The 17,780-nt window shown below is 71.8% G+C and carries 11 protein-coding genes; 5 read left to right on the top strand and 6 right to left on the bottom strand.

Annotated features, from left to right (window positions below):
* Positions 1–37: 37 nt before the first annotated feature.
* From BC793_RS25605 to BC793_RS25595, 3 genes are all read left to right on the top strand, one after another.
* A complete protein-coding gene (locus BC793_RS25605) occupies positions 38–1,723 on the top strand; it encodes a serine/threonine-protein kinase (protein ID WP_109596537.1) in 1,686 nt (561 codons plus the stop codon).
* Between the two features lie 891 nt (positions 1,724–2,614).
* Positions 2,615–3,004, top strand: coding sequence for a hypothetical protein (locus BC793_RS25600; protein WP_203896134.1), 390 nt, complete (start codon positions 2,615–2,617; stop codon positions 3,002–3,004).
* Between the two features lie 1,487 nt (positions 3,005–4,491).
* Positions 4,492–5,469, top strand: coding sequence for a Clp protease N-terminal domain-containing protein (locus BC793_RS25595; RefSeq protein WP_146246443.1), 978 nt, complete (start codon positions 4,492–4,494; stop codon positions 5,467–5,469).
* A gap of 157 nt (positions 5,470–5,626) precedes the next feature.
* Here BC793_RS25595 and BC793_RS25590 read toward each other — a convergent pair whose 3' ends face one another.
* Positions 5,627–6,613 carry an SEC-C metal-binding domain-containing protein gene (locus tag BC793_RS25590; RefSeq protein WP_109596534.1) on the bottom strand — a complete coding sequence of 329 codons (987 nt, stop codon included), beginning with the start codon at positions 6,611–6,613 and terminating at the stop codon, positions 5,627–5,629.
* A 164-nt stretch (positions 6,614–6,777) separates the two neighbouring features.
* Positions 6,778–7,239 (bottom strand): VOC family protein, encoded by a 462-nt coding sequence (locus BC793_RS25585; RefSeq protein WP_109596532.1) that lies wholly within the window; start codon positions 7,237–7,239, stop codon positions 6,778–6,780.
* Between the two features lie 143 nt (positions 7,240–7,382).
* Here BC793_RS25585 and BC793_RS25580 point away from each other — a divergent pair, with 143 nt between their 5' ends.
* Both BC793_RS25580 and BC793_RS25575 read left to right on the top strand, forming a co-directional pair.
* On the top strand, positions 7,383–8,423 hold the full coding sequence (locus BC793_RS25580; RefSeq protein WP_109596530.1) for a helix-turn-helix transcriptional regulator: 1,041 nt from the start codon (positions 7,383–7,385) through the stop codon (positions 8,421–8,423).
* Between the two features lie 196 nt (positions 8,424–8,619).
* A complete protein-coding gene (locus BC793_RS25575) occupies positions 8,620–13,803 on the top strand; it encodes an Ig-like domain-containing protein (RefSeq protein WP_109596528.1) in 5,184 nt (1,727 codons plus the stop codon).
* A 128-nt stretch (positions 13,804–13,931) separates the two neighbouring features.
* Here BC793_RS25575 and BC793_RS25570 read toward each other — a convergent pair whose 3' ends face one another.
* From BC793_RS25570 to BC793_RS25555, 4 genes are all read right to left on the bottom strand, one after another.
* A complete protein-coding gene (locus BC793_RS25570; RefSeq protein WP_109596526.1) occupies positions 13,932–14,663 on the bottom strand; it encodes a Pr6Pr family membrane protein in 732 nt (243 codons plus the stop codon).
* Positions 14,664–14,729: 66 nt separating this feature from the next.
* On the bottom strand, positions 14,730–16,031 hold the full coding sequence (locus BC793_RS25565; RefSeq protein WP_373871209.1) for a sensor histidine kinase: 1,302 nt from the start codon (positions 16,029–16,031) through the stop codon (positions 14,730–14,732).
* A gap of 53 nt (positions 16,032–16,084) precedes the next feature.
* Positions 16,085–16,765, bottom strand: coding sequence for a response regulator transcription factor (locus BC793_RS25560; protein ID WP_109596522.1), 681 nt, complete (start codon positions 16,763–16,765; stop codon positions 16,085–16,087).
* A gap of 54 nt (positions 16,766–16,819) precedes the next feature.
* Entirely contained in the window at positions 16,820–17,743 is a 924-nt protein-coding gene (locus BC793_RS25555) for a dioxygenase family protein (RefSeq protein ID WP_109596520.1), read from the bottom strand.
* Positions 17,744–17,780 lie beyond the last annotated feature (37 nt).

Here is a 17,780-nt window from a genome sequence, read left to right as displayed (position 1 = left end):
AGGCGAGCATCCGCCCCTTGACGGTGGGGTTTCGCGAATGAGCGGCTGGGAGCTGTCCGGATACACGCCCGTCCGGCAGCTCGGCGCCGGGGCGTCGGGCAGCGTCGTGCTCGCCACGCACGACCAGACCGGCACCGCGGTCGCGATCAAGTACCTGACGAACGTCCTCGGCGACGACGCCTCGTTCCGGGCCGCGTTCCGGCGCGAGGCGCAGCTGCTCGGCGAGATCGACGACCCGTACGTCTCCCGGCTGTACGAATACGTCGAGTCCGCCGACGGTGCCGCGATCGTGATGGAGCTGGTCAACGGGGTGTCGCTGCGGCAGATGCTGCGCGAGCACGGCGCGACCACCCCCGAGGCGGCACTGTGCGTGCTGAAGGGTTCCCTCGCCGGGCTGGCCGCGGCGCACACCCACGGTGTCGTGCACCGCGACTACAAGCCGGAGAACGTGCTGGTCACCGGGGAGGGCCGGAGCAAGCTCGCCGATTTCGGCATCGCCACGCCGGTCGGCCAGGGCACCGGCACGGTCGTCACCGGCACGCCCCGCTACATGGCCCCCGAACAGTGGACGGGCGCCCCGGCCACGCCGGCCTGCGACATCTACGCCGCCACCGCCACGTTCTTCGAATGTCTGACCGGCAGGCCGCCGTACGACGGGACGAACCTGTTCGCCCTGCACGACCAGCACGCCAACGCGCCCATCCCGACCGACCCGGCCCCGGCGCCGGTGCACGACCTGCTCCGGCAGGGCCTGGCCAAACAGCCCGCCGACCGGCCCCCGCACGCCCTGGCCTTCCTCGACATCCTGGAGCAGGTGGCCGGCACGGCGTACGGCCCCGACTGGGAGGACCGCGGGCTGCGGGAACTCGCCCGCCGGGCCGCGCTGCTCGCCGCACTGTGGCCGTTCCCGGACGGCAACGCCGGCGCCACCGCCGTCGCCACGACGACCCTCGGCGCCACGGCCGGCAGCTCCAGCGGCGGTTCCGGCGGTGCCCGCGGCAGCCGTACCTGGACCGCGGTGGCCGGCGGCGCCATCGTGGTGGCCCTGCTGATCGGCGGCGTCGGCTACCGCTACGCCGCCGCCGCCGAGGAGAACACGACCGTCGGCGGCGGCCAGACCGGCCCGGCCACGGTCGCGCCCGCGGTCGGCGGCCCGTCCGGCGTGGTGCCCCCGGTCGTCTCGGCCACCCCGATCGGCTCCACGACATCAACACCGGGCACCTCCGGTACGCCCACCGCGACCACCACCACGAAACCGGCGGACGGCAGCACCCCCACGAAGTCGCCGACCGCCACACCCGGCAAGTCGTCGTCCTCCCCCTCGGCATCGTCGTCACCCAGCGCGTCGGCCGGCACCTCGCCGACCCCGACCGACACCACCGCGCCCACCGTCGGCACCGCCGCCACCAGCCCGACGGTGATCGAGGGCGAGAGCTGCCCGTACGGTGCCCGCAGCAGCACCGTCTCGGTGACCGTCACCGACGACGTGAGCGGGCCGGCCGCGCTGACGGTCACCTTCCGGTACACCCTGGGCGGCACGTCGACCGTCACGATGAAATCGGTCGGGCGGGGCCGTTTCCAGGGAACTCTCGGCCCGCTGCCGGCCCCGAGGACCACCACCCGCATCCCGATCTCGGTGGTCGCCGTCGACGCCGCGGGCAATTCGGGCCGGTCGCCGTCCACGGCCTACGTGACCCTCAACAACTACTGCACTCCCGGATAGGAGTACGCCGGTGCTCACCTTCGCCTCGACGCGGGGACGGTCGGCGTGACCCGCCCGGAGGAACCCCTCGACGACCACACGCTGCCGTCACCCGGCGACCCGTGGGCGGCCGCCGACCAGCCCGGCCCCACGGTGAACCTCGGCAGCCCCACCACGTATCTCGGCGGTGCGGCCGCGCCCCTCGACAGGCCGGCCACACGTCCCGGCGATCCCGCCGCTTCCGGCGACGCCACCACGCGCCTCGGGCATCCCTCCCCGCAGTCTGGTCAGCCCACCGCGCACCTCGACGGCGCCACCGCCTACTTCGGTCAACCGGCTTCGCAGCCGGGGCAACCCACCGCGCGCCTGGACCGATCAGACGCCCGACCTGGTCAGCCCACCGCGCACCTCCGCCGGCCAGACGCCCGACCCGGGCAGCCCGCCGCGCACCTCGGCCGATCAGACGCCCAACCTGGGCAACCCACCGTTCCGTCTGGCCAACCCACCGCGCACCTTGGCGATGCCACCGCCTACTTCGGGCAGCCCACCGCGCAGCTCGGGCAACCGACCGTGCACCTCGACGGCGCCTACTTCGGCCAGCCCACCGCTCGTCCTGGTGACGGCAGCGGGCATGGCGGTGGTCCGTCAGCACACCTCGACGATCCCGGTCGGACGGTCGGCATCGGTTCGACCGACCGGACCGTGCATCTGTCCGGGCCGGATCCGGTGGTTCCGGCTACGGTCCACGGCGGGCGATCTGCTCCGACGGTGCATCCCGACGACTCGACGCCTACCGTTCGTGCCCACAACGAGTTGCGTTTCGGACCCGGAGTGCCGGCGACCCCAATGGCAGCCCCTGCCTGGCCGGGAGGCGCCACAGCCGAACGGTCGCGGCCGCTGTGGCGCAGACTGGTGTCACTGATCTCCACCTTGCTGACCCTGGCCCTGATCGGGGTGGTCGGGTTCTACATCTGGCAGCGACTCAGCCCGCTCGAGGTGGAGGGCGTGACGGTGGCCGTACCTCAACCTGCCGGAAGTCGCTGTGACACCACCGTCGACGTGGTCGCCACCGTGCGCACCAACGGCAGGAGCGGCGTGATCCGCTACCAGTGGTTCCGCTCGGACGCACCACCGGGCGCCGTACTGACGGAGCAGGTCGGCAGCGGCCAGCGCACCGCAGCGCTCACCCTCAAATGGACGTTCAGCGGCGTCGGCACAGCCACCGAAACCGCCACCATCAACATCATCGAACCGTCCCCGCTCCAGGTGGGCACGCAGGTCGCCTACCGCTGCCGCGGCTGACCTTCGCCAGTGCCCCTGCCCTCCCGTCCCGCACCGTTGCGCCCATGCCCATTCCCCTGCCACCGCGCCTTCGCCAGTGCCCCTCACCGTCCCCCGCCCACGCCGCCGCGCCCATGCCCACGCCACCGCGCCCATGCCCACGCCACCGCGCCCATGCCCACGCCGCCGCGCTCATGCCATCGCGCCTTCGCCGCTGCGCCTTACTCTCCCGCCCACGCCGCCGCGCCCGCGCGCACGCTTCGCCAGTTCGCCTCTCCGCCTTTCACCCCGCGCCACCCTCGCCCTTGCCGCCGCGCCATCGCCGCTGACCGCACTTCTGCCTTCCGTCCGATGCACCTCTGCTTCCGCGCGACGGGTTCGCCTCCGTTCATCCGGAATTAGGTCCGCATCTCGATAGGAACTCGTGAAGAAGTCGCGGAAGAGCATTTTGGCATGATCGACATCTGACACTTTCGGTGCGAGATGGGGAACAATTTATGCATGGCTCAGGGATCGCTGTTCAGTAGGGCGGAAATCGCCTCCATGCGCGACCGGACCGCGTCCCGAAACTATTCAGCGGAACGCAACGAATTCCGTCGGCAACATGAGAGGCACCGCGCCTGGGGCTTGCAACGCCGCCATGCTGAGAAGCTTCGCCGTCTCCACCCGAGCCGCCCCGGGCCCACCACCTGCGGCCCCACGCACCCAGCGGACCTGCGGGTCGCAGATGCGCGAACGGCGAGGCGCGAGCGGGAAATCCCTGCTGCGCAGCAGCGGCCCCGAACCACGCAGCAGCCAACCCGAACCGCGCCGCAGCCGACCGGACTCTCTCGCAGGACGCCTCGACCTGCGGTTTCGGTCAAGTCGGAGCCGACGATCCCCGCGGCGACGGTTCAGCCGACGGCAGTCGTTCAGCCAGTGATCACACCTGCCGGAACAGAGCGACGATCGACGGCCGCAGAGGCAAGGGACGTCCGGCCACCTGCTACCGCGTTTCTCGGCGCACGAGTGCGCCCGCGGAGCCTGCCTCGACCAACTCACGGCATCAACCGCACGAATGCGGGTGGACGATGTCGAGCGACGGCTGCGGTTTCACTCGGCGATACCGGGTCGGTCCAGATGCCGAGTTGCTGCCGTGCCGCGGGCGGCGATAATCTTCCTCCGAACCTTTCTTCCTACTCATCACCTTCCGGATCCGAGCTCGATCTCCGAGGTTTCGGCTGCAATTTTCGGCCGCGGCTCGCGTCCTTTGTCCGTGTAGCCACGTCGCCATCTGATTGTGCTGTGGGCGGTCACCGGATGGGTTCCACAGGGGCGAGGCGTGGGTGCGGCCGGCTCGTGGTCGTACCTTGTCCGGCTCGCTCGTTGCTGGCAACCTGTCCGAGGTTGCGCCGGCGCAAGGCGCTCGGCGACCGGTGGCCGCAGCGTCGGCTCTATGCCCTTTGGTAGAGGTGAGTTCGGCTCATAGGCAGAAGTGCCGGGCGGCTGTCGTCCCTAGCCTTCTCGGCATGGCTGTCACGTTCACCGGGGATGACCGGTTTCCCGCAGTTCTCGCCGCCGCCCGGGCTATGACCCGCGACGAGCTCGGCACGGTTCACCTGCTGACCGGGATGGCCGGCGCGGCGCCCGAGGTCACGGCGCTGCTCGACGCCTTCGACGTCACGCCGGCGGTGCTTCGTGCGGTGCTGCGGGACCGTGTGATCGGCGACGGTCCGGCGCCTCCGGTGGCCGCGGTTCTCCGCGGTCACGAGACGTTGGCGCTGACGGCGGGGCTGCGGGCGGCGCTGGTGCGTTGCGCCGCGTACCACTCGGGTAATCGGACGTCGCAACAGCTGCTGGCCACCATCCTCGACGACCCGGGTACCGGGGCGATGAGCCTGCTGCGGTTCTGCGGCGCTGATGTCGAGGGGGTGCGACGGGCACTGCGAACCGGACAGTTGCCGGCCCGCGCCGAGCGTCTGCCCGCGCCATTGTGGCCGGTCCGGGACAAACTGGTCGGCCGCCGGCAGTACCGCGGTCGGGGCCTGCGCGACCTGCTGACGTCGATGTTCACGCGGACGAACGTCAACTACGCGGCAGAGCCGGTCATGTGGGCGTCGCTGGAGGCTGACGAGCTGGCGAAACAGCACGGCCGGCAGGCGCGCACCGATGACGTCCTGCTCGCGATGGTGACGACGTTCGAGGTGGCCGAGGCCTACCCGCACCTGTCCGGCGGTGCCGCCGATCGCTACAACGGCACCCGGGCCCTGCTCACCGACGTGAACCGTGGCGACCTGGCAGCCGCAGCCGCAGCCGAACCCGGTGACGACGCTGTGCCGCTCAAGAGCCTGCTCAGGAACGGTCCGGGCCGGCCGCAGGACACGGCTGCGCTCCTGCGTGCACTCACCACTCATTCGGGCACGCGTGCCGCTCGCGTGCTGCGCAGAGTGGGCCGGAACCCGCTGACCTCGGCACGCACCCCGATCTCAGCCGGAAGCCAAGCCTGACCAGCATCCACCCGGTCCCCCGCTCACACCGCCAGGCCGGAACCGGACGATGACCGAAACCCGCCCGACCAGGTCGCGCTCCGCACCCATTCCGGGAGCGGAGACAGTGGACCGACGGCCCGGCTGGTGGGCCGGGCCGTCGTGATGTCGCGGCAGGTCAGCTGCGCGAACGCGGCAGGCAGCACTTCTTGTACTTGAGGCCGGAACCGCACCAGCAGGCCGCATTGCGCTCCGGTGGCCAGGGGAGACGGACTGTGCGGGTGGAGAGTTTGCGGGCGTAGGCAGCGCGGTTCTCGGCAGATGCCGGGTCGCCGCCGACTCCCGCCTCGGCGGTCAGGGCGTCGACCGAACCCGGCAGCAGCGCCAGGTCGGTACGGCCCGCACCGGCCTGCCGGACCAGTTCGTGTTCCAGGCGCGCGCGGTGATCGTCCCAGCTCGCGCCGTACGCGTCGGTCTGCTTGACCAGCCGCTCGAACTCCGCCCGCGGCCAGAACACCAGGTCGTCCGCCGGGACGGCAGCGGAGCGGGTACCGGCGTTCGCCAGTTTGGTCTCCAGCCGTTCGGCGAGGTTGTCGTGGGTGTCGTGCTGCAGGCCGAGGGCGTGCCGCAGCCGGTGCCGCTGCTGAAGCAGGAAGAACAGCACCCCGGCGTCGTCGGGGTCGGACGGCTCGGTGACGCCGCGATCGGCCACCACCTGCTGCACCGCCTCGGTCAGCCACTTCTCGGCTTCGCGGGCGCGGCCGCCGACCGCCAGGGCGGCGGTGATGTAGGCGGCGGCGTCCGGGTACTGCGTGAGCAGCGGGCGCAGGGGCTCGACCTCGGCGAACGCCTCATCGCCGCGACCGGTCCGGAACAGGATCCGGGCTCGCAGCGCCCGTGCCCCGGCGGCCGGACTGTCGTCGCGTTTGCCATACGCCTCCAGCGCGCCGTCCACATATCGCAGGGCGGCGTCGAGTTTCGAACGGCTTTCGGCGATCTCCGCGGCGAGCGTCAGCGCGAGGCCCGCATCCTGTGGATCGGCGAGACGCCCGGCCTCCGCGGCGTTCGCCAGATCGGCGGCGACACCGAGGGGGTCGGCGGCGCCGAGAGCGGACTGCCGGATCTCATTGAGATCGGCGCTGGTCAGATCTGCTTTCAAGGACACGCCGCCACGCTACTGCGGGCAGCCTCGCCCCGCTGTAGATCTCGGTCACTCCTATCACGAACAACCCGGTGACCGGCGCGACCCGATGCGCCGACGGCGTTCCCGCCGGAATCGGCCCGAGGCGGCCGTGACGACAGCCTCGGACCGGGTCCGGGTGCGGGCGGTCAGCCGGCGTACGGGGCGGTGACGTCGAGGATCCAGGTGACCCCGAAGCGGTCGGTCAGCATCCCGAAGCCCGGCGCCCACGGCGAGGGACCGAACTTCTCGATGACGTCGGCACCGTCGGCGAGCCCGTCCCACAGCGGGCTGATCTCCTCGACGGTCTCACCGCGGACGGAGACGAAGAACCGTTCCCCGGTCAGGGTCATGCCGTTCGCACGGGTGGTGGCCGCCGGCACCGCTGCGGCGGGAGCCTGGCCGGGCACGTCGTAGGCCATGATGCTGAAGCCGTTCTCCGCGGTGACCTGGCCGAAGACGACCTTGTCGGCATCCGGCAGGTCCTTCGGCATGCCGAAGTCCCCGTAGGCGACGACGGTGAGGTGGCCACCGAAGACCGACTGGTAGAACTCCAGCGCCGCCCGGGCGTCGCCGCGGAAGTTGAGGTGCGTGGTGGTGGAGATGGCCATGCTGAACTCCTCTTGGGTTGTCGACGAGAAGGTCGCCGACGAAACGGGTGCAGAAAGGGGATGTGCCGGACCACCGGCTCGCAGCCAAGATTCGCAGCGGTAGGTGACAGGATGTGTCACCTACCACGGGCAGAATCAGATTCATGCCGAAGACCTCCGCACGACTGCTGGCTCTGCTGTCGCTGTTACAGAGCCGCCGCGACTGGTCCGGCACGGTGCTGGCCGAGCGGCTGGACATCAGCCTGCGCACCGTCCGCCGCGACATCGACCGGCTGCGTGAGCTGGGCTATCCCATCGCCGCGGTGAAGGGCCCGGACGGCGGCTACCGGCTCCGCGCGGGCACCGAGTTACCGCCGCTGCTGTTCGACGACGAGCAGGCCGTCGCCCTCACGGTGGCCCTGCAGATCGCCGCGACCACCCAGGGCAGCGGCCTCGCGGAGGCCGCCGGGAGGGCGCTGAACACCATCCGGCAGGTGCTGCCCGCCCGGCTGAGGAACCGCATCACCGCCCTCAGCGTCACCGCCGTCGACCGCCCCAGCACCCGGCCGGCCGAACCGGTCGACGGCACCGTCCTACTGGCCGTCAGCGCCGCCGTCCACGCCCGCGAGACTCTGCGTTTCGACTACAGCAAGGAGGCCCCGACCAGTACGGAAGGCTCAACGATCACGGACAGTCCTGCCCGCCGTGCCGAGCCGCACCACGTGGTCATCCGGGACGGCCGCTGGTATCTCGTCGCCTGGGACCTCGACCACGCCGCCTGGCGCACCTTCCGCGTCGACCGGATGAGCCTGCGCACTCCCAACGGGCCCCGCTTCCCCCCGCGCGCGCTGCCCGGAGGCGATGTCGCCGCGTTCGTCACCAGCACGTTCCGAGGTTCCACCGACGGCGGGTGGCCCTGCCAGGGCACGGTCATCCTCAACCTGCCCTCAGCCACCGTGGCCACCTACACCCGCGACGGCCTCGTCGAGGACATCGGCCCGGACCGCTGCCGGCTGACTCTCGGCTCCTGGTCATGGCCCAGCCTCGCTGCGGCGTTCGCCCGTTACGACACCGACATCACCGTCGTCGGCCCCGCGGAACTCACCGGCGCGTTCGCCCATCTGGCCCACCGGTTCAGCCGCACCGCCGCGGGCCACGCCATCCCGGACACCCCGGAAGGCGATACGGGCCCGTCCCCAGGATGAGGCGAAGGCGGAAAGGCCGGAAAGAGCCGGCGTGCCGGATCGACGGCCCCCGGCGGCGTGATCCTGAGCCTGCGCCCGCGCGGCATGCCGCGCTCTCCGATATGCGAGTAATATTAGACATTACCGCTTTGCTGGCGGTTAGCGTAGGGATCACGCCGGGTCACCGGGGCCCGGATGCGACCCGCGAGGACGAGCGATGCACCGGACCGTGACCGCGGTTCTGCTGATCTTTGCCACCCTGCTGGCCGCAACGTCCCTCGTGGCCCGGCCGGTTGCGGCCGCGGTGACGAGCCCGTTCACGCTGCGCTACGCCGCCAACACCAACGGCTCGATCCTGCTGCGCGGTAATGCCAACCTGGTCTGCACCCCGGTCGGCGGCTGCCCCAACGCCCGTCAGGGTCTGCGGCCCTCAGGCGAGTCGCTGGACAACAACGGCTACGTGATGATCAACGCGGACGCCGACGGGGACCTGGGCGTGACCACGGTCAACGACAGCACCGCCACATTGGCCGTACCACCGGGCAGCTCGGTGCTGTTCGCAGCGCTGTACTGGGCGGCGGACACCACCGCCGGCACCTCCGGCGCGGGTGCCCCGACGCCGGGGCACCGCAACCGCGTGCTGTTCCGTACTCCCGTTGCCGGATGGCAGCCGGTGACGGCGTCCACCATGTTCGGCGGTGGCAGCGGCGCCTACCAGGGTTTCGCCGACGTGACGGCATTGGTGGCCGGTGCCGGCAACGGCGTGTACGGGGTGGCCAACATCCAGGCCGGCCTGGGGCAGGACCGGTACGCCGGCTGGACGCTGGCCATCGCGTACCGCAATCCGGTGCAGGTCTTGCGTGCCTTGCGTGTCTACGACGGTTACGGCTCGGTGAGCAGCACCTCCGGCGACGTCAACATCACCGTGGGCGGCTTCGAGACCCCGCACAGCGGGACCGTTCGCGCCGAGGTCGGCACGGTCGTCTACGAAGGTGACCGGGGTAAGGTCGGTGACAGCCTGGAGATCGACGGCACCGCGGTCAGCGACGGCGCCAACCCGGCGGACAACTTCTTCAACAGCACGGTCAGCAGCGGCGGCACGGAGGTGGGCGGCCGCGTTCCCGGCTGGTCCAACCTGTTCGGCGTGGACATCGACCAGTCCGACGCGACCGGCCGGCTCGGTCATGCGGCCACCTCGGCCACCCTGACGCTGACCACCACCAACGACACCTACTTCCCGGGTGTGGTCACCTTCGCCATCGACCTGTACGCCCCGCGGATGACCACCACCATGACGGGCACCGACGTCGACGGCGGCGACCTGCTCCCCGGTGACCTCATCGAATACCTGATCACGGTCCGAAACGACGGCAACGACACCGCCGACGACGCGGTCATCTCCGCGCTCGTGCCGACCTGGACCACCTACGTCCCGGGCTCGATGCGCGTACGGGGCGCCGCGATGACCGACGCGGCGGGCGACGACGCCGGCACCTTCGCGGGCGGCCGCACCGAACTGACCCTCGCCGACCTCCCGAGCGGCGCGGTGGTGCAGGCGGTCCTGCGGGTTCGGGTGGACTCCGGTGTGCCACCCGGCTACTCGATCACCGGCCTGGCCGATCTGAGCTACACCGGGCACACCGCCAACGTCCGTGTCTCCGGGCCGGCCGCCGCGGTGTCCACCGCGGTCAGCGCGGGCGGCACCGATCTGGTCGCCGGCCTCACGGTCGCACCCACCGTCCTCCAGCGGCCGACCCTGCCGGGCACGGTCGACTACACCGCGACGGTGACGAACGACGGCACCGTGCCGGAGAACGCCACCATCGCCGAGCTGACCCTGCCGCCCTGGGTCACCCCGGGTGTCCTGCCCGCCGGCTGCGGCGCCTTCGCCCAGGTGGTCACGTGCGCCCTCGGGCCGCTGGCGCCCGGCACGACGGGCACCGTGATCATCCCGGCGACGGTCGGCGCTTCCGCCTCCGCAACCCCTGCGGCGACCCTGACGACCACCGGCACCGGAGGCGACACCGACGCCGCGAACGACACCGCCACGGCCACGTTCCTGGTCAATCGCGCGCCGGTCGCCGTCGACGACACGGCGACGACCACGAACACGACGCCGGCCAACATCGCGGTGCTCGGCAACGACGACGACCCGGACGGGCCGGCGAACGCGCTGACGGTGTCGATCGGCACCTCTCCGGGGCACGGCGCCGCGGTGGTCGAGGCGGACCAGACGATCACCTACACGCCGACGGCCGGATGGGCCGGCGACGACACGTTCACCTACGTGCTGGGTGACGCGGACGGCGGCGCCACCAGAGGTACGGTGACCGTGCGGACCGCCAACGCCGTGCCGGTCGCCCGGGACGACGCCGACGCCACCCCGTCCGGCACTGAGGTGATCGTCTCGGTGCTCGGCAACGACACCGACGCCAACGGTGACACGCTGGCCGTGACCGCGGTCAGCGGTCCGCAGAGCGGCGCCGGAACCGTCCGCATCGCCGGCAACGGCACGGTCGCCTACCAGCCGTCGCTCACCTTCGTCGGGCAGGCCGCCATCGGCTACACCGTCAGCGACGGCCGGGACACCGCGAACGCCCGGATCCTGGTCGACGTGGCGAACGCCGCGCCCACCGCGAGCGACGACCTGGCCATCGTCGCCCACGCCGACAGCGTGACGATCCCGGCGCTGGCCAACGACGCGGACGGCAACCTGGACCCGATCACCCTCACCGGTGTCGACCCGCCGTCATCGGGCACCGCCACCCCGTCCGGCGACGACGTCGTCTACCAGGCCGCGGCCGGCTTCGCCGGGACCGTCGTCTTCGACTACACGATCGCCGACAACCACGGGGGCACGGCGACCGGTCACATCACGGTCGTGGTCGCCAACGCCGCCCCGGTGGCCGCCGCCGCGAGCGTGAGCACCGCCTACCGCACACCGGCGACGTTCAGCGCTCTCACCGGCGCCACCGACGCCAACAACGATCCGCTGCACGTCGCCGGCATCACGGCGGCAGCCCACGGGCTGGTCGTACACAATCCGGACGGCACTCTCACCTACACCCCCGACGACCGCTGGTCCGGCTCGGACACGTTCGCCGTCACGATCGCCGACAACCGTGGCGGGACCGGCACCGCCACGATCACGGTCACCGTCCTCAATGCGCCGCCCACCGCCCGTACCGAGGCGGTCACCCTGCCGACCGGGCAGCTGTCCGTGATCGACGTGCTGGCCAACGACGACGACCCGAACGGCGACCCGCTCGCCGTCACGATCGACACGCCGCCCGGGCACGGCACGGCGACCGTCCGCGGCGGCCTCGTCGAGTACCGCCCGGCGCCCGGCTGGTCCGGCGGCGACTCCTTCCACTACACGATCGACGACGGCCGCCTCGGCACCTCGGGCGCCACCGTGACGCTCGAGCTGGTCAACGCGTTCCCGGTGGCCCGGCCGGACGCCGCGGTCACCGACACCGACACGGCGGTCGCCATCGACGTGCTCGCCAACGACAGCGATCCCAACGGCGAGCCGCTGACCGTCTCCGGCTGGACCGCCGCCGCACACGGCACGGTCACCGCCGGCCAGACCGGGTCCCTGCTCTACACGCCCGACTCCGGCTTCACCGGGATCGACGGCTTCGCCTACACGGCTGAGGACCCGCACACGGCCGGCTTCGCCACCCTCGTGTCGATCACGGTCCGCAACGCCGCGCCGGTGGCCGCCGACGACACTTACACCGTCGCGCAGCAGGGCATCGCCACCCTCGCGGTGCTCGACAACGACCGCGACGCCAACACCGGCCAGCCACTGACCGTGTACTCCGCCGGCGCGGCGCCACGGGGCACCGCCGTACCGACCGCGGCGGGCACGTTCGAGTACACCCCCGCACCCGGCGCCACCGGAGCGGACACCTTCGAATACCTGCTGCGCGACGATCTGGGTGGCACCGACACGGCCACCGTGGCGATCACCATCGACGCCGCCCCGGCGGCGGCCGACGACACGGCGAGCACCGGACCCTCCACTCCGGTGGACATCGCGGTGCTGATCAACGATGCGGACCCCGAAGGGCAGGCGCTCGACGTAGCGGGAACCGCCGTGCCGGGGCACGGATTCACCACACTGCCCACACCCGGCACCGTCCGGTACATACCGCGGCCGGGATTCACCGGCACCGACACCTTCCGCTACACGGTCCGTGATCCGATCGGCAACACCGCCACCGCGCGGGTCTCCGTCCAGGTCGCCAACGCGCCCCCGGTCGCCCGTGACGACGCCGCCGCCACCCTCGCCGATCGCCCGGTACTGATCGACGTGCTGGCCAACGACACCGACGACAACCCGGGCCAGACCCTCCTCCTGGACACGATCGGCACACCTGAGCACGGCACCGCGAGGCGGGCCGGGGACCGGGTCCGTTACACGCCGCCGGCCGGCTGGAGCGGTCAGGACCATCTCCGGTACGCGATACGCGACGACCAGGGCGCGACGGCGGAGGCGACGGTCGCGTTGACGGTCACCTACCAGATTCCGTACGCGGTCGCCGACTCCCGGTTCACCCCGTACGGCAGCCCCGTCACCGTGCCGGTGCTCGCCAACGACCTGGACCCCAGCGGCACCCTGCGGATCGTCGCGGTGACGCAACCGGACCACGGCAAGGCCCGGGCCGACGACGACCAGCAGGTCATCTACACACCACCGCAGGGGTTCTCCGGTGCCGCGGTCCTGACCTACACCGCCGCCACCGCGGACGGCGCGCAGACCGGCGCGACAGTGACCGTCACCGTCGGCGAGCCACCGACCGCCCCGGACCGCGAGGTCTCCACACCATCGGACCGGCCGGTGCACATACCGCTGCCCAGCACCGACGAGCAGGGCCGCCCGGCGACCGTGGGCCAGGTCGGCCAACCGCAGCACGGGTCGGTACGGCTCAACCCGGACGGCACGATCACCTACACGCCGGAACCCGGCTTCACCGGCGTCGACCGGTTCAGCTACGAGATCGTCGACGCGGACGGCAACATCGCCTATGGCACCATCGTCGTGACCGTAGCCCCACCGGCCGGCGCGTCGCCGACCCCGGAGACCTCGGCGCCGACCCCACCCACCGCGCCCACCACCCCGCCGGCGCCGCCGACGGTCGTAGCGCCGGTCCCCACCGTCCCGGTCAGCCGGGCACCCACGCGCCTCCCGCCCACTTCGCCCACCGCCAGCCCGCCGGAAACGACGCCGCCGCAGACGTCACCACCACCCCCGGACGGTCGGCCGGAACCCGACCTGCCGGGTACGGGCCCGGACCTGGTCTCCGTCACTATCGGCTGCCTGGCCTGCCTCCTCGGGGCCGTGCTGTACACGGGGGGCTACGCGGGAACTCGATCCGGCGTGCGCGATCACTGACGGACAGCGGCCCGGGCCGCTGTTTCGGACACCGGGGCCTGGCGGCGCCCATACGTCGCCGGTGACGCGGCCGTCGTGGTCGATGGCGACCGCCGTACCACCGTCGTCGGTCGGCGTCTCCAGGTAGCTCACCTGGTCCTCGTGCCAGATTGGGAAGCACTCGGGCTCTCCACGCCGGAACGTGGGCTCGGCACCATGGGAGCAGCCGGCTCGGCCGGACGGGCTGACGGAAGGCGCGGGTCGAGCAGCCGCAGGACCGCCCCGAAGAGCAGCGTGATCACCACCACCGCCGTCAGGTTGATCAGCACCGCCGGGGAGCCGAGCTTCGTGACGTCGGTGAACGGGTACGGATACCAGCCGGTGGCCGCACCATGGGCGAAGGTGTAACCGATCCACGCCACCGGCCAGAGCACCGCCCAGCACAGCGTCCGCCGGTCCATCCGCGACCGTGGCCCGAACAGCAGCCAGCCGAGCAGTGCCCACCACGGCGCGACGTAGTGGAAGCCCAGATTGGACCACCAGCCGGCACCGGACCGGTTCGACGTGCCGGCCAGCACCGTCGCGTACACCAGGCCGGTGATGATGATGCCCAGGACCGCGTCGAGGCGGATCACCCGCCAGAGCCGCCCGTCGCGGTCGGGATTCCGGGCCAGCGTCACCGAAACGATCAGCAGGAGGATGTTGCTCTGGATCGTGAAGTAGCTGAACAGCCGAACGAACCGGGTGATCACCGGCTGCACGACCCCGTCCGGGCCCGGCGATCCCTGCGCCGTCAGAGCGATCTGGGTGACCAGCGAGCCGAGCACCACGACAGCGAGAAGCCCATGCCACAGCCGGGCGTAGACGCGAGATCCATTCACCCCGGTAGTAAAGCTTGATCTTGCAGACGGCGCTACGGCCACCCCGCCGCAGGTGACCGGGCTCTACTACTTCGGTAGCCGTACCTCGACCCGAAGGCCCGGGTGAGCGTCGCCGAGGGTGACCGAACCGCGATGCCGGCGCACCAGCTCCCGGACGATGGCGAGGCCGAGGCCGGAACCGCCCGCATCGCGGGCGCGGGCGTCGTCGAGGCGGGTGAAGCGCTGGAAGACCCGCTCGCGGTCCGCCTCCGGGATGCCCGGCCCGTCGTCGGTGACCACGACGACCATGTGCGGGCCGTCGGACGCCGCCGACACCGTGACGCGGGACCGCCGGTGCCGGCAGGCGTTGTCGAGCAGGTTGGTCACCACCCGGGCCAGGGCGTCCGGCTCGACGAGCAGCGGCAACCGCACGCCGGGGTCGTCGAACTCGACGCCCGGGTAGCGTTCGGCGGCCTCCCCGACGAACTGGGCGAGGTCGATCTCCTCCAGGCGGGTGCTGGGCACGCCCTCGTCCGAGCGGGCCAGCAGCAGCAGGTCGTCGACCAGCCGGGACAGGCGCTGCACGTCGGCGAGCAGGTCCTCGGCCAGTTCCGGCCAGTCGGTGTCGTCCGGCAGCCGCTGCGCCACCTCCAACTCGGTGCGCATGTTGGTCAGCGGGCTGCGCAGCTCGTGGGCGGCGTCGGCGACGAAGGCACGCTGACGCGCGCGGGCCGAATCCAGCCGGTGCAGCATGTCGTTCAGGGTCACCGCGAGGCGGTGCACCTCGTCCTTCGAGTCGGGTACGGGCAACCGCCCGGCCCTGGTCCCGCCGGTGATCTCCTCGGCGCCCGCCCGCAGCGCGTCGACCGGCCGCAGGGCGGCTCCGAGCGCCCGCCACAGTCCGGCCGCGAGCAGCGCCACCAGCAGCGGGTACAGGATGAGCAGGGTGATCCGCAGGATGTGCACGCTCTGGGTGATCTGCCCGATGGGACGGGCGACGAGGATACGCAGCGGGGCGGTCGGCGGCCCGGCGGTGACCTGCACGACCCGGACGTCGCTGCGCTCCCCGATCCGCGCGCCGGGAATGGTGCGGCTGTCCCCGTCCTCCAGGTCGGCCAGCTCGTGGTCGTAGAGGATCGGCACCAGGCGGTCGGCGGTCGCGGACACCGCGCGGATCGAGCCGTCCGCGTTGATCACCTGCACCTGCATGCCGGGGGTGACCGGGATCGGGTTGGGCAGCGAACTCTGGTCGACGAGGTCGGCGACGCCGCGCGCGGTGTTCATGGCCTCGCTGTGCACCGAGCGCAGCTGCGCGGAGCCGAGGACGACGGTGAGCAGCACCCCACCGGCGGCGAGGCCGAGGGTGAGCCCGGCCGCCGAGACGAGCAGCAGGCGGGCCCGCAGGCTCAGCTCCCTGATGCGGCGCAGGCCGGGGCGGCGCATCAGCCCACCGGGGTGCCCGGCTCGACGACGGCGAGACGGTAACCCGCGCCACGGACCGTCTCCAGGCGATCGCGGCCGATCTTGCGGCGCAGGTAGCCGACATACACCTCGACGGCGTTCGGCGCGGTGTCGAGGGCGGCGTCCCAGACGTGGTCGAGCAGTTCGGTCTTGGAGACGACCTGCCCGGGGCGGCGCATCAGATATTCCAGGAGCGCGAACTCGCGGGTGGTCAGGGTGACCTCGGCGCCGCCGACGAGGACCCGGCGTTCCGCCGGATCGAGTTCGACGTCACCGAACGCGAGCACCACCGGGCGGGCCTGGGCGCCGCGGCGCAGCAGGGCACGGAGACGGGCGAGGAGCACGACGTACGAGAACGGTTTCGTCAGATAGTCGTCGGCGCCGCAGTCGAGGCCGTCGGCCTGGTCGTACTCGCCGTCCTTGGCGCTGAGCATCAGCACCGGCAGCCAGTGCCGTTCCGCGCGCAGCTGCCGGACCACCCGGTAGCCGGACAGGCGCGGCAGCATCACGTCGAGGATCATCGCGTCGTAGCCGCCGTGGCGGGCCATCTCCAGGCCGTCCTGACCGTCGGCGGCGACGTCCACCGCGAAACCCTCGGCCTGCAGGCCCCGTCGCAGCGCGGCAGCCAGCCGCGCCTCGTCCTCCACCACCAGCACCCGCACTCCCACACCCTGCCACGTGGGCGCCCGTTTCCCGGTGCGGCTCTCAGCGATCTCTCAGCGGCTCGGCGGCGCCCCGCCCGGTGCGCCCGGTCCCCCCGACGGCGGCGCACCGGAGGGTGCCCCGTCCCCGCTGAGCTGTCCGCCCGTCGGGGTGGTCGTGGTGTCCACGCCGACTTCGAGGGTCACCACCAGGCCGCTCATCGGGGTGCCGGTGACGGTCGCCAGTTGCAGCGCGCCGGAGTCCTCACCGAACACGTTGTCGCTGTCGAGGGAGACCTGGGCGAGGTTGGTGACCGAGGATTCGTACCCCGTCTGCTGGTAGACCTCGTCGCAGGTCTCCCTGGGCAGCGCGACCTGGGACGTGGCGATCGCCTTCGACGCGTCGGTGATGCTCGCCTGGTCCGGGTAGACCTCGAAGTGGACGTGCGGCCACCGCCCGGTGTAGCAGGCCGGGAAGATGCTGGTGAAGGTCACCTCGCCGGCGTCGTCGGCGATCTGCACGCCGCGCAGGTAGTTCTCTCCGGTGACGCCCTCGGAGTAGAGCGAGTAGGCCCCGGCCCGGTCGCAGTGCCAGACGTAGACGGCCGGCCCGGCGTAGGCGGCGCCCGCGTTGGCCAGGTCCTTCAGGCTGAGGGTGAGGGTCATCGGCACACCGGCCGCCCTGCCGGTCGCGGTCCCGAAGCTGGACGTGATGTCGCGGCGGATCACCCCGCTGCCGGTGAGCACGTTCGGCCCGTTCGAGCCGTCGCCGGGGTACGGGCCGGCCGTCTCGTCCGGGATCTCGCCGGGCGGCCCGATCCCGGTCGACGCCGTCGTGTCCTCCGCCCTGCCGCATCCACCGAGGCCGAGGGCCACCGCGCCGAGGCCGAACACCCGCAGCGCCTGCCGCCGCCGCAGAGTCGCCAGGTCGAAGGCCAGCCCCTGATCGACGACGTCCTCGCCGGGCCGGGGCAACGGGCGACCCTGGTAGGTATTCATCTAAGTCCCCTTTTGTCGTCTATAAAGCTATCCGGGG

It is taken from the genome of Actinoplanes xinjiangensis (assembly GCF_003148685.1).
Taxonomy (GTDB): Bacteria; Actinomycetota; Actinomycetes; order Mycobacteriales; family Micromonosporaceae; genus Actinoplanes; species Actinoplanes xinjiangensis.
The sequence above is the reverse complement of the archived record's forward strand: the minus strand, read 5'-3'. Positions and strand labels throughout refer to the sequence as shown.

What these genes read in the sequence shown, in the direction of transcription:
- BC793_RS25605 (WP_109596537.1), top strand. Translation starts at nt 38, where the DNA reads ATGAGCGGCTGGGAGCTGTCCGGATACACGCCCGTCCGGCAGCTCGGC.
- BC793_RS25595 (WP_146246443.1), top strand. Translation starts at nt 4,492, where the DNA reads ATGGCTGTCACGTTCACCGGGGATGACCGGTTTCCCGCAGTTCTCGCC.
- BC793_RS25585 (WP_109596532.1), bottom strand. Translation starts at nt 7,239, where the DNA reads ATGGCCATCTCCACCACCACGCACCTCAACTTCCGCGGCGACGCCCGG.
- BC793_RS25580 (WP_109596530.1), top strand. Translation starts at nt 7,383, where the DNA reads ATGCCGAAGACCTCCGCACGACTGCTGGCTCTGCTGTCGCTGTTACAG.
- BC793_RS25575 (WP_109596528.1), top strand. Translation starts at nt 8,620, where the DNA reads ATGCACCGGACCGTGACCGCGGTTCTGCTGATCTTTGCCACCCTGCTG.
- BC793_RS25555 (WP_109596520.1), bottom strand. Translation starts at nt 17,743, where the DNA reads ATGAATACCTACCAGGGTCGCCCGTTGCCCCGGCCCGGCGAGGACGTC.